The sequence below is a fragment of the Acinetobacter sp. YH12138 genome (assembly GCF_015218525.1).
In the GTDB taxonomy this organism is placed as follows: Bacteria; Pseudomonadota; Gammaproteobacteria; order Pseudomonadales; family Moraxellaceae; genus Acinetobacter; species Acinetobacter amyesii.
In genome coordinates, this window is record NZ_CP048670.1 from 2,328,890 (window position 1) to 2,341,499 (window position 12,610).

General features: G+C 41.0%; 10 protein-coding genes. 4 read left to right on the plus strand and 6 right to left on the minus strand.

What is annotated here, in order from left to right; genetic code table 11:
- Positions 1-46: 46 nt before the first annotated feature.
- The 4 genes from groL to G0029_RS11325 all read right to left on the minus strand — a co-directional run bounded on the left by groL (position 47) and on the right by G0029_RS11325 (position 3,933).
- On the minus strand, positions 47-1,681 hold the full coding sequence (gene groL, locus G0029_RS11310) for a chaperonin GroEL (protein WP_078192965.1): 1,635 nt from the start codon (positions 1,679-1,681) through the stop codon (positions 47-49).
- Positions 1,682-1,754: 73 nt separating this feature from the next.
- Positions 1,755-2,045, minus strand: coding sequence for a co-chaperone GroES (gene groES / locus G0029_RS11315; RefSeq protein ID WP_180109790.1), 291 nt, complete (start codon positions 2,043-2,045; stop codon positions 1,755-1,757).
- A gap of 183 nt (positions 2,046-2,228) precedes the next feature.
- Entirely contained in the window at positions 2,229-3,014 is a 786-nt protein-coding gene (locus tag G0029_RS11320) for a metallophosphoesterase family protein (protein ID WP_180109789.1), read from the minus strand.
- Complete coding sequence (locus G0029_RS11325) at positions 2,995-3,933, minus strand: diacylglycerol/lipid kinase family protein (protein WP_180024133.1); 939 nt, start codon at positions 3,931-3,933, stop codon at positions 2,995-2,997. Before G0029_RS11325 ends, G0029_RS11320 begins: the two co-directional genes overlap by 20 nt.
- 413 nt (positions 3,934-4,346) lie before the next feature.
- On the opposite strand from G0029_RS11325, the gene G0029_RS11330 reads away from it, so the two are divergent.
- Positions 4,347-6,179 carry a phosphoenolpyruvate carboxykinase (GTP) gene (locus G0029_RS11330; protein WP_180007483.1) on the plus strand — a complete coding sequence of 611 codons (1,833 nt, stop codon included), beginning with the start codon at positions 4,347-4,349 and terminating at the stop codon, positions 6,177-6,179.
- An 80-nt stretch (positions 6,180-6,259) separates the two neighbouring features.
- On the opposite strand, the gene glpD is transcribed toward G0029_RS11330, so the two are convergent.
- Entirely contained in the window at positions 6,260-7,777 is a 1,518-nt protein-coding gene (glpD, locus tag G0029_RS11335) for a glycerol-3-phosphate dehydrogenase (protein ID WP_180109788.1), read from the minus strand.
- A 341-nt stretch (positions 7,778-8,118) separates the two neighbouring features.
- Here glpD and G0029_RS11340 point away from each other — a divergent pair, with 341 nt between their 5' ends.
- From G0029_RS11340 to G0029_RS11350, 3 genes are all read left to right on the plus strand, one after another.
- Complete coding sequence (locus G0029_RS11340) at positions 8,119-9,438, plus strand: MFS transporter (RefSeq protein WP_180107587.1); 1,320 nt, start codon at positions 8,119-8,121, stop codon at positions 9,436-9,438.
- Between the two features lie 287 nt (positions 9,439-9,725).
- Positions 9,726-11,045 (plus strand): MFS transporter, encoded by a 1,320-nt coding sequence (locus tag G0029_RS11345; RefSeq protein WP_078190125.1) that lies wholly within the window; start codon positions 9,726-9,728, stop codon positions 11,043-11,045.
- A 198-nt stretch (positions 11,046-11,243) separates the two neighbouring features.
- On the plus strand, positions 11,244-11,672 hold the full coding sequence (locus G0029_RS11350; RefSeq protein WP_078193296.1) for a hypothetical protein: 429 nt from the start codon (positions 11,244-11,246) through the stop codon (positions 11,670-11,672).
- A gap of 68 nt (positions 11,673-11,740) precedes the next feature.
- On the opposite strand, the gene G0029_RS11355 is transcribed toward G0029_RS11350, so the two are convergent.
- Positions 11,741-12,409 carry a class I SAM-dependent methyltransferase gene (locus G0029_RS11355; RefSeq protein ID WP_078189884.1) on the minus strand — a complete coding sequence of 223 codons (669 nt, stop codon included), beginning with the start codon at positions 12,407-12,409 and terminating at the stop codon, positions 11,741-11,743.
- Positions 12,410-12,610 lie beyond the last annotated feature (201 nt).

A 12,610-nucleotide genomic window follows, 5' to 3' on the forward strand; every position in this document is an offset into this window, starting at 1 on the left:
CCCCGCAAGTAGCGGGGATTTTTTTAAATTGGATGATCAGTATGAATTACATCATACCGCCCATGCCACCCATACCGCCCATATCAGGCATAGCAGGTTTGTCTTCTGGGATTTCAGTAATCATACATTCAGTTGTAAGCATTAAGCCCGCAACAGATGCAGCATGCTCAAGCGCAGAACGTGTTACTTTAGCTGGGTCAAGAATACCCATTTCTAACATATCGCCATACTCTGAAGTCGCAGCGTTATAACCGAAGTTACCTTCACCGTTTTTCACAGCATTGATTACAACTGATGGCTCATCACCAGAGTTTGCAACGATTTGACGAAGCGGTGCTTCAATTGCACGACGTAAAATGTTGATACCAACATTTTGGTCATCGTTAGCACCAGACACACCTTCAAGTGCTTTTGCAGCACGTACAAGTGCAACACCACCACCTGCTACAACACCTTCTTCAACTGCAGCACGAGTTGCATGAAGTGCATCGTCAACGCGATCTTTCTTCTCTTTCATTTCAACTTCAGTTGCAGCGCCGATTTTGATTACAGCAACACCGCCTGCCAATTTAGCAACGCGTTCTTGAAGTTTTTCTTTGTCATATTCTGAAGTTGATTCTTCAATTTGAGCACGAATTTGAGTTACACGTTCAGCAATTTGCTCTGCAACACCTGCACCATCAACAATTACTGTATTTTCTTTAGAAACAGTAACTTTATGCGCTGTACCTAAGTGCTCAAGTGTAGTTTGGTCTAAAGACATACCAACCTCTTCAGAAACTACAGTCGCGCCAGTTAAAATCGCGATGTCTTGAAGCATCGCTTTACGACGATCACCAAAACCAGGTGCTTTAACAGCACAAACTTTGATAATGCCACGCATGTTGTTTACAACAAGAGTTGCAAGTGCTTCACCTTCAACATCTTCAGCAATGATAAGAAGCGGTTTACCTGTTTTAGCAACAGCTTCAAGTACAGCAATTAATTCGCGGATGTTGCTGATTTTTTTATCAACAAGAAGAATGTATGGGTTTTCAAGTTCAGCTGTTAGTGTATCTTGCTTGTTTGCAAAGTACGGGCTGATGTAACCACGGTCAAACTGCATACCCTCTACAACATCTAGAGAATCTTCAAAGCCTGAACCCTCTTCAACTGTAATTACACCCTCTTTACCAACTTTTTCCATTGCTTGAGCAATAAGTTTACCAACAGTGGTGTCAGAGTTCGCAGAAATAGAACCTACTTGTTCAATCGCTTTAGAGTCAGATGCAGGTTTTGCAGTCGCTTTAATTTCAGCAACTACAGCTTTAACCGCGATGTCGATACCGCGTTTAAGATCCATTGGGTTCATACCCGCAGTTACTGATTTAATCCCTTCATTAAGGATTGCTTGTGCAAGAACAGTTGCAGTTGTTGTACCGTCACCCGCGATGTCGTTGGTTTTTGAAGACACTTCACGAACTAGCTGAGCGCCCATGTTTTCAAACTTGTCTTTTAACGTGATTTCTTTAGCAACAGAAACACCATCTTTAGTGATGTGCGGTGCACCGAAAGAACGGTCGATGACAACGTTACGGCCTTTAGGACCTAAAGTCACTTTTACAGCATCTGCAAGTACATTTACACCCGCGATCATTTTTGAACGCGCTGAATCACCAAATTTTACGTCTTTAGCTGACATGTCTAACTCCGAATCTTTTTAAAATTTTTAACAATTTATGATGAATAAAAGGGTCTAAATGCGTGTACGAAACTTAAGCTTCAAGTACCGCTAAGATGTCAGACTCTTTCATAATAAGAAGCTCTTCGCCTGCTACTTTTACTTTTGTACCGGCATAAGTGCCAAACAATACGTTGTCACCAACTTTAACGTCTAATGCACGTAAGCCATTGTCAGTTACTTTGCCATTACCTACAGCGATTACTTCGCCTTGAGCAGGTTGTTCAGCTGCTGAAGTACTTAAAATAAGACCACCAGCAGTTTTAGTTTCCTTTTCAACACGGCGAATCACAACGTTGTCATGCAAAGGACGAATATTGCTCATAGTTAACTCCAGACTTAGTCTATTTACTAGATAAAAGACGATGACATTTTGATTTCCATAAGCCATCGACAAAAAATAATTTAGATGACACTTTTGTGGGGATGGAAAAAAACCCTTCAAGGGCAAAATTTAATTTTTTTCATTTTTTTGTATTTTTTTTCTTCAAAATTTAAATTTAAAGGATTAAAGCTCATCCAAAATATGAGTACTAAGATTTTCTTCGAATATTTTTAACTTTGAATGATAAAAATAATGCTGCACATTCATCTGCTCATCAATGACATTAAAACTGTTGGCAAGGTTCTCGTGTAGGCGATATGACGTTGCAGTTCCAGCATGAATATCCCAAACTGGATGCGCAGCACCTAAAGCATAAATTTGATTGAGGTCATAGCTGGCTGGAACATGTAAATGTCCATGCAATAAACCATTTAAACCGTGTTGACTCCACTGTTCGAGTGCCAAACGCCCTTGAACAGGACAATCTTTCACACCATGCGGGTCATTCGGCGGCGTATAAAAAGGTTGATGCGCTATGATTAATTTCACTTTATTGGGCGGGGCATGTTTAAGTAAATCATCAACATAATGTATTTGCTCGAGAGACACATGCCCTCGCGTATGGTAACGACGGCGAATACTATTGATCCCAATTAAATAAAAATGTTCAGTTTCCAATACATTTTCCATGGCACCAAAAAATAGTTGATAACGTGCAAAAGGACTAAAAACACGGTTCCATAAATGGTACAGCGGAATATCATGATTCCCTGGCACAACGATATATGGCAAATTTAAGCTTTCTAAAAATTGCTTACATGCATAAAACTGGCGATAGCGCGCACGTTGGGTCAAGTCCCCACTCGCAACCACGGCCTCGATACGCTGTTCATGACAAAATTGCTGAATAGCACGTATACACTCTGGCTTTTCAGTGCCAAAATGCAAATCAGACAGATGCAGTATCATGTGGCACCCGTATCTTTAAGGCTTGTTTTTGCACTCGAATTTTAAGCGGCGGTTTCATTTCTACAATCTCACCATCCACAGCAACGGTCATTTTTTTTCGTTGGGTATGTATCGTGACTTCATCAGCGGCAAAACTATACACATCTGGTGCATTGTCGATATTGCCACGGATCAATTGCCATAAAATTTTAAATAACGTTTTCTTATCACTTTTTGCGACCACCACACCTGCAACTTTACCTGCCTCTGCATCCTTAGCAATTTGCAAGTTTAAATCGGCCAATTGCAATTGATTATTGCCAAAAAAGATCAAGGGCGTTTTGACTGGATAAATATGATGATCCACTTCTATTTCCAATTTCAGCTCTTTACGATCTCGAATCAGCACATCCAAACCTGAGGTATAAGCATGCAATGGGAAACGCCCAAACTTTTGATTATAAAATTCTCTTTTTTGTATAAATAAAGGATACAAGCCCAAACTGGCATTGTTTAAATAGATATGTTCATTGATTTGCGCCACGTGCACCTGTCGATTATTGCCTGTCGCAATCACCTGTGCCGCTTGAATTAAATCGAGAGGAATATTGAGTACCCGCGCCACATAATTAAATGTGCCCAAAGGTAAGACCCCCATAGGAATATCGGTATGCATCAACTGATGAGCAACAGCATTTAAGGTTCCATCACCACCTGCAGCAACCACAACACCCAAATTATCAGGGTCTTGATGGCGTGCAAATACCTTGCTCATTAAAGTATCAAAACTCGCTTCCTGCCCAAGCTCAAATGACTGTATTTCGAAATTATGATCGGATAATATCCGCACAAGCTCCTCGTAGACTTCATCTTTATTTGCAGCATGAAATCCTGATTTTTTATTATAGATAATAGATAAAGGCTTGGCTTGTTTAATCACTTTTTATACATCTTGGCCGCTTAGTATTGTATTTTGTCGAATTTAACAGCAAATAATAGCGCCTTTATGTAAAAATCGAATTACCACCATTTATTTAATCAATAATAATTCTCAAATATCAATTACATGCAACTTTTTGTTTTTATTAAAAATAACTATATAAAATATTGTCCATCACGTTAATAAATAAAGTTAAAATTCACCATATAATATGTTAAGTTATTGTATTTTATCTATATTTAATATAAATAGCATTAACTACCAAAAAAAATCTACCACTTCTTTAGTCTTATTTTTTTTATGATTTTATGCTTTAATACAGCCACTTTTTTTTCATCTTTTATCTGCATGATGTATCCCATGATGCAGATTATACTTTGTACGGTTAGTACATTTTTGAGATAGGCCTCACCATGACCCAAGTGAACGCACCAGAATTCGTTCGTCACCCTAAGCTCATTGCTTGGGTGGAAGAAATTGCCAAATTAACCAAACCAGCAAAAATCGAATGGTGTGACGGTAGCGCAGAAGAATATCAACGTTATATCGACTTGATGATCGCTAACGGCACTATGCAAGAACTTAACCAAGAAAAACATCCTGGTTCTTACCTTGCTAATTCTGATCCTTCTGACGTTGCTCGTGTTGAAGGTCGTACTTACATCTGTTCTGAAAAACAAGAAGATGCAGGCGCAACAAACAACTGGGAAGCTCCAGCTGAAATGCGTGCTCGTCTGAATGGTTTATTTGACGGTTCAATGAAAGGCCGTACTTTATACGTAGTTCCTTTCTCTATGGGTCCTTTAGGTTCTCATATTGCTCACATCGGTATCGAACTTACTGATTCTCCTTACGTTGCTGTAAGCATGTCTAAAATGGCTCGTATGGGTAAAGCTGTTTATGACGTACTTGGTACTGACGGTGACTTCATTCCTTGCGTACACACTGTTGGTGCTCCGCTTGAAGAAGGTCAAAAAGACGTTGCTTGGCCTTGCAACCCTGAAAAATACATCGTTCATTACCCAGAAACTCGTGAAATCTGGTCTTACGGTTCTGGTTACGGCGGTAACGCATTGTTGGGTAAAAAATGCCTAGCTTTACGTATTGCATCTTCTATGGGTCGTCAACAAGGTTGGTTAGCTGAACACATGCTCATCCTTGGTGTGACTAACCCACAAGGCGAAAAACACTACATCGCAGCTGCATTCCCTTCTGCTTGTGGTAAAACAAACTTCGCGATGTTGATTCCACCAGCGGGTTACGAAGGTTGGAAAATTGAAACTGTAGGTGACGATATTGCTTGGATCAAACCAGGTGAAGATGGTCGTTTATATGCAATCAACCCTGAAGCTGGTTTCTTCGGTGTAGCACCTGGTACAAATACCAAGACTAACCCGAACTGTATGGCGACTCTTCATAAAGACGTAATCTATACTAACGTTGCTGTAACTGACGAAGGTGAAGTATGGTGGGAAGGTCTGACTAAAGAAGCGCCTGCTAACCTGACTAACTGGAAAGGTCAACCACACACCGGCGAAGAAAAAGCAGCTCATCCAAATGCTCGTTTCACTGTTTCAGCTGGTCAGTGTCCTTCTATTGATGCTGACTGGGAAAATCCAGCAGGTGTTCCAATTTCTGCGTTCATCTTCGGTGGTCGTCGTGCAGACACAGTGCCTCTAATTTCAGAAGCATTTGACTGGGTTGACGGTGTTTACAAAGCTGCAACTATGGGCTCTGAAACAACTGCTGCTGCTGTTGGTCAACAAGGTATCGTTCGTCGTGACCCATTCGCAATGCTTCCATTTGCGGGTTACAACATGGCTGACTACTTCTCTCACTGGTTAGAACTTGGTGAAGAAGTTGCTGCTAAAGCTAAAGCTGCTGGCAATAAACTTCCTGGTATCTACAACGTGAACTGGTTCCGTCGTGATGCTGAAGGTAACTTTGTATGGCCTGGTTTCGGTCAAAACATGCGTGTTCTTGAGTGGATCATTGACCGTTGTGAAGGTCGTGCAGACGCTGTTGAAACACCTATCGGCCTTGTTCCAACATACGAACAATTGAACTGGACTGGTTCAGACTTCACTAAAGAGCAATTCGAGCTTGTAACTTCTCAAGATAAAGATCAATGGATCAAAGAACTTGAAAGCCACACTGAATTGTTCAACAAACTTGGTGATCGCTTACCAAAAGCACTTAAAGTACGTCAAGACGAACTTTTAGAAGCTGTAAAAAAATCTGCTTAATCGGCCTTTAATTTCCCTCCATTAAAAGAGGGATTAAGAAAGATTTAAAAGACCGCCTTGCGCGGTCTTTTTTATATCAACTAAGCCACATCTTGAGCTTTTTGCTTTATACGTATTGCCATTAAGTACTCGTCCAAAACATCAACTTCAGATGCACTGAATTGCAAATATAACTTTGTGCGTCTTTGCAAAATATCTTCAGAGCTTCTCGCCCACTCATGCTCAACCAAATAATCTACTTCTTGAGCATACAAGCCATGCCCGAAGTTTTGCCCAAGCTCATCAATCGAAGTTAAATGATTCAGCAAAATCCAGACACGTGTTCCATAAGCATGCGCCCAACGACTTGCTAGACTGCTTGAAACACCTTTAACATTTTGTTGGATTTCAACTATCAACTGCTCGATTGATTCTAAATTTTCCGCACCAGGCAATGCTGTATCAGCAGTCCAAGGCTTGGATCGATGATGAAAAACAGTTTTAAGCTGATCTAGCGCCGCTTCTGCGAGTTTTCGATAGGTGGTGAGCTTGCCACCAAAAATTGATAGCAATGCTGCACCTTCTACATCTGTCAGTGCCAAAGTATAATCTCGCGTGACTGCTGCTGGATTATCTGACTCATCATCACACAGCGGACGCACACCTGAATAAGTTGAAATGATGTCCTTTCGCGTCAATTGAGTTTTAAAGTGTTCATTTGACACATCAAGTAAGTAATCAATTTCTTCTTGGCTTATCTTTACTCGATTTGGGTCTGCGTGATATTCACGATCTGTCGTGCCGATCAAGGTAAATTGTTCTAAATATGGGATCGCAAAGACAATGCGATGATCATCATTTTGCATAATAAAAGCTTTATCGCCGTCAAAGAGCTTTGCAACGATGATATGGCTACCTTGTATTAAGCGTATACCATAAGGTGACTCTTGCTTTAAACCCTGTTTTATAAAGTCAGCGACCCAAGGACCTGCCGCATTCACCAATACTTTAGCCTGCACATTTTGCAAACCCTTGGCATTTTTTAAACACACTTGCCAAATGCCAGCTTTACTGTATGCATTTAAACATTCTGTTCGAGTCAGGATCTGTGCACCAAATTCGCGTGCTTGTATCGCATTGAGTACAACCAAGCGTGCGTCATCCACTGCACAATCGGAATATTCAAACCCCCGAGTAAATCTGGGTGCTAAAGGACTAACATCCACATCAAATTCAATACCATTGGAGCCTGCAAGCTGTTCACGTTTACCCAAATAATCATAAAAGAATAATCCAGTCCGAATTAGCCAAGCCGGTCGTAAATGCGGTTCATGTGGCATGATAAAACGCATCGGTCGAATAATATGGGGGGCTTTTTTAAGGAGAACTTCGCGTTCTGCCAGTGCCTCACGTACCAAACGAAATTCTTTATGTTCTAAATAGCGAAGACCACCATGAATTAATTTGCTACTTGCAGATGAAGTATGGCTCGCGAGATCGTCTTTTTCGCAAAGCAAAACACTTAAACCACGCCCCGCTGCATCACAAGCAATACCAACACCATTGATTCCACCACCAATGACCACCATGTCATATATTAATTGTTGTTGTGTATTCATCGCTCCCTCCCACTATATCTTTTTATTCAACAATGCTTCGTTTTCTTTGCTTTATTATTTTTCTCATTGATCATCATTTTTTGATCAAGATACCTATTTTGGTCACGATATCCTTACGCTGAGTTTTTGTATTCCTCATTAAATGAGAAGTTATATTTTAAATGTACGTTTAAACGGTTGCTGGCTCAAGCATGAAATCAATCATTTTATATACAAACCCTTATTCAAAGCAAAATTCATGACAAGCAGTTGATTTGTACACTTTTTAAACAAAACCTCTTTTTTAGTTTACATTTCATGCTTTTCGATACGCATAAGATATTTTCACACAATAAAAAAAGATGGATTTTAAAATGACGGAAGAAATTGTTACTCAATCAAATTTAGATACAAAGACCCGAGTAAAATCCATTCTCGGTGGTTCAGCCGGTAATCTTGTTGAATGGTACGATTGGTATGTCTATGCAGCATTCACCCTCTATTTCGCCCATGCTTTTTTCCCTCAAGGTAGCCAGACTGCACAGCTTCTCCAAGCTGCGGCCATCTTTGCAGTCGGTTTCCTCATGCGGCCCATTGGTGCATGGATTATGGGGATCTATTCAGACAAAAAAGGTCGAAAGTCAGGGTTAACCCTCTCCGTCACACTGATGTGTATCGGCTCATTGATGATTGCCATTTCTCCAACGCATGACCAAATTGGCATCATGGCGCCGATTATTCTTGTGGTTGCACGACTAATTCAAGGCTTAAGTGTCGGCGGTGAATATGGCGCTAGTGCGACCTACCTCAGTGAAATGGCAGACCGAGACCGCCGAGGTTTTTTTTCAAGCTTTCAGTATGTGACACTGATTGCAGGCCAGTTGACGGCACTGTGCGTGTTACTGATTTTGCAATGGCTACTGACCGAAGAACAATTGCATGATTGGGGCTGGCGTATTCCATTCTTTATCGGTGCGTGTTTAGCGGTAGTGGTTTTCCGTATTCGACGTGGCCTACTAGAAACTCAATCCTTTAAAAATGCACAAGAGCAAAAGGACCAGCCTGAATCAGGCTTATTTTCTCTATTTAAGCATTATCCGAAAGAAGCATTCACGGTGTTATTTTTAACAGCTGGGGGTACATTGGCTTTTTATACCTACACCACCTATTTGCAAAAATATCTGGTCAATACCTCTGGCTTTAGTAAACCTGAGGCCACGCAAATCACCACTTTAGCACTGTTTATTTTTATGTGCTTACAACCACTAGCAGGTGGTCTATCCGATAAAATTGGTCGTAAGCCTTTAATGATCGCTTTTGGGATCTTAGGGGTGCTGTTCACCTATGTTCTATTTAGTGCATTAGGACAAACTCAAGATTATTGGACTGCATTTTGGCTCTGTCTCGCAGGTCTAGTGATTGTCACGGGATACACCTCGATCAATGCGGTTGTAAAAGCAGAAATGTTCCCTGCGCATATTCGCGCATTGGGTGTTGCACTGCCTTATGCTCTTGCAAATACCATCTTTGGTGGTACGGCAGAATTCTTTGCGCTGAGTTTTAAAGAAGCTGGTCACGAGTCATGGTTCTTTATCTATGTGACCATCATGATTTTTATTTCGTTATTGGTCTACGTCTTTATGAAAGACACCAAACACCATTCCAAAATTCAGGAGCATTGATCAGGGTTCTTTGAAGATGAGTTATTGATCAATCTGATCAAAAACAGCATGTTTTCCCCATCAAAGCCTCAGTCTATGAGGCTTTGTTTTTTTCATTTAGTCGTGAAAAATGTATCTGGTCAAAAATATCGCATTTTATAGACTAAAGTCGCATGATTTTATGCGACAACAGGAGTATAAATTAAATAAATATAGTTCCATCTCCCATTTCGACAAAATATATTGATTTAAACTTTTCCCAAAGAGTTTAAATGGATATGTTTTGCATTCATTCCTTGGAGAATGATGTGTCAAACTCATCTGAGCCAGTTGTTCCTGAACAATTGGATAGAAAAACTCGTGTCAAATCTATCCTCGGCGGATCTGCCGGCAACCTCGTTGAATGGTACGACTGGTATGTCTACGCTGCTTTTACCCTTTACTTTGCACCGCAATTTTTCCCTGACGGTGACAATACTGTAAAACTCTTACAAGCAGCTGCAGTCTTTGCACTCGGTTTCTTAATGCGTCCAATCGGCGCATGGGTCATGGGTATTTATGCTGACCGTAAAGGTCGTAAAGCAGGTTTAACGCTGTCTGTATCGTTGATGTGTGTCGGCTCACTGATGATCGCATGTGCGCCAACCTACGATTCTGTAGGGATGCTCGCACCCGCTATTCTACTTTTAGCGCGTTTACTCCAAGGCTTAAGTGTCGGCGGTGAATATGGCTCTAGTGCGACCTATTTGACTGAAATGGCAGGTAAAAACCATCGCGGTTTCTTCTCAAGTTTCCAATATGTCACACTGATTTCAGGTCAGCTATTGGCTCTTTGCGTTTTAATTATCCTACAACGCAATTTCTCAGAACAAGCTTTAACTGAATGGGGCTGGCGTGTTCCGTTCTTCATCGGTGCATTACTCGCTATTGTGGTGTTCTGGATTCGTCGCGGTTTAGTTGAAACTCAATCCTCTAAAGAAGCTCAAGAACAAGCTAAAAATGGTGGTCCAAAATCAGGTGCTTTAGCGTTATTTACCAAATACCCTAAACAAGCCTTCACTGTGATCATGTTAACTGCCGGTGGTACTTTAGCGTTCAACACTTTTACCACATATTTACAAAAATATTTGGTCAACACGTCTGGCTTTGAAAAAACCACAGCAACTGAAATTACCACTGCTGCAATTTTCATCTTCATGCTTTTACAACCTGCTGTCGGTGCGCTTTCAGACAAAATTGGTCGTAAGCCAATTATGATCGCCTTTGGTGTGCTTGGTGTGCTGTTTACCATTCCTATTTTCAATGGTATCGGTTCAACTACCAGCCCAACCACAGCATTTATGCTTTGCATGAGCGGTATGGTAATTGTAACTGGTTATACTGCGATTAATGCCGTAGTAAAAGCAGAGTTGTTCCCTGCACACATCCGTGCCCTAGGTGTTGCATTGCCTTATGCCATTGCAAATACACTCTTTGGTGGTACCGCAGAACTTGTAGCTTTGAGCTTCAAAAATGCAGGCCATGAAAACTACTTCTTCTACTACATTACATTCATGATTGGTTTATCTTTAATTACCTATGTCTTCATGAAAGATACGAAAAAACATAGCATGATCACTGACGATTAAGTCGCTCAGCCCTGCTATTCCACTTAAGCTCATCAAAGCCTATTTTGATGAGCTTTTTTTATCTCCATTTCCATCTACTCATCGTTTCGGCTGCATCAAAGATTTAATCAAACTTCTTTGGCTTTCTTGGTTTTCGCCATCGAGTCGACAGACGGACTATGGCATACTGAACATACAAATACACACGGCGAATGAATGATGAAAAATATTTACAAAGTTTTAAGTTTGGGTATTGTTGCAATGTCGATGGCTGCTTGCCAAAGCACTCCACGTGCTTTTAATGGTCAAACGGGCTTTCAAATAGAGTCCAAATCTGCAGATAGCGCAACACTTGCATATACTTTAGCGGGTCGCCAAAACCAACAACTGGATGCCAATAAATTACAACGTGCTTGCCAAAAAGTATTAAATACGCAAAAGACCTATAAATTACAAATCTTAAGCGTGAACGAAATTGCAAATCCTGCTTTGGAAAATACCCAGTACGGCCGTCAAATTGGTAATACACGTGCGAACTTTGGACTGTCAAACACCCCAGACCTACGTAACTCTGAAAACTTAGGCGCGCGTGATGCACTCGATGCTCGCCCTGCCACCTTACGTGTGGTTCGCTATACCTGTTCTTAATCAAATTTGCTGTTCAAAATATAAAAAATAAGACGCTTTAAGCGTCTTATTTTTTATGGGTTCAATATTTATAGGGTTTTATAAAAACTCACATTACGAAACTCAGGTGATTCATCCAAATCAGGCCATGTCGTCGCGCTTCGTTCATCGAGTTTTTCATATTTAGGATGACTAAAGTTTTTCACACGACTATCTGCCACCCACACTTCTGGAGCAAACTTTAAAAACTCATCCAAAAAGAAACGGTTGCATTGGTCATATAGCACATCGGCAGCCAATAAAATATCGACTTGTTCGGCTTTATACAGATCGTCCAAATATTCAAGTTCGACATTATTCAACTCTGCATTGGCACGGCAGGCATCTAGGCTCACTTGGTCGATGTCACAGCAGATCACGCGTTTCGCCCCTGCCATTTTCGCGGCAATCGCCACCACGCCTGAACCTGCACCAAAGTCCAACACCACTTTATCTTTGACATGATGCGGCTCTGCCAACAACCACTGCGCCATAGCAAGCCCTGAAGCCCAACAAAAGATCCAATACGGCGTATCATTCCATATACGGCGAATGACTTCATCATCCAATTTATCGGTTGGAAATACAGGCGGTATCAACCATAAAGAAATGGGGGTTTCAGGCAACTGTTGTGCATGTAATTCACAATGCGGAATGACTTCATGCAGTGCTTTCAGTAAATGTTCAGGGGCTTTGGGGAATTGGAAAGTACAGCTCATATTAAGCCTTGGAGATGATTTTATTTGAATTTATAAACGTATTAGATATGCGACATTGTCATCTGCTGCTGTGCGAGACAGACCTTAATCGAATGAACACTGTTTCTGCGATACCATTAATCAAAAGACTGATTCTGTCGAGTTCAGCAGATGACAAATGGTTTTGGTTACTTTTGCCGAAACAAAAGTAACATACGAGCT

Bases quoted from the DNA above. Each gene is read 5' to 3' on its own strand.
- G0029_RS11350 (WP_078193296.1), top strand. From the start codon at position 11,244: ATGAAAAATATTTACAAAGTTTTAAGTTTGGGTATTGTTGCAATGTCG.
- groL (WP_078192965.1), bottom strand. From the start codon at position 1,681: ATGTCAGCTAAAGACGTAAAATTTGGTGATTCAGCGCGTTCAAAAATG.
- groES (WP_180109790.1), bottom strand. From the start codon at position 2,045: ATGAGCAATATTCGTCCTTTGCATGACAACGTTGTGATTCGCCGTGTT.
- G0029_RS11330 (WP_180007483.1), top strand. From the start codon at position 4,347: ATGACCCAAGTGAACGCACCAGAATTCGTTCGTCACCCTAAGCTCATT.
- G0029_RS11340 (WP_180107587.1), top strand. From the start codon at position 8,119: ATGGATTTTAAAATGACGGAAGAAATTGTTACTCAATCAAATTTAGAT.
- G0029_RS11355 (WP_078189884.1), bottom strand. From the start codon at position 12,409: ATGAGCTGTACTTTCCAATTCCCCAAAGCCCCTGAACATTTACTGAAA.
- glpD (WP_180109788.1), bottom strand. From the start codon at position 7,777: ATGAATACACAACAACAATTAATATATGACATGGTGGTCATTGGTGGT.
- G0029_RS11320 (WP_180109789.1), bottom strand. From the start codon at position 3,014: ATGATACTGCATCTGTCTGATTTGCATTTTGGCACTGAAAAGCCAGAG.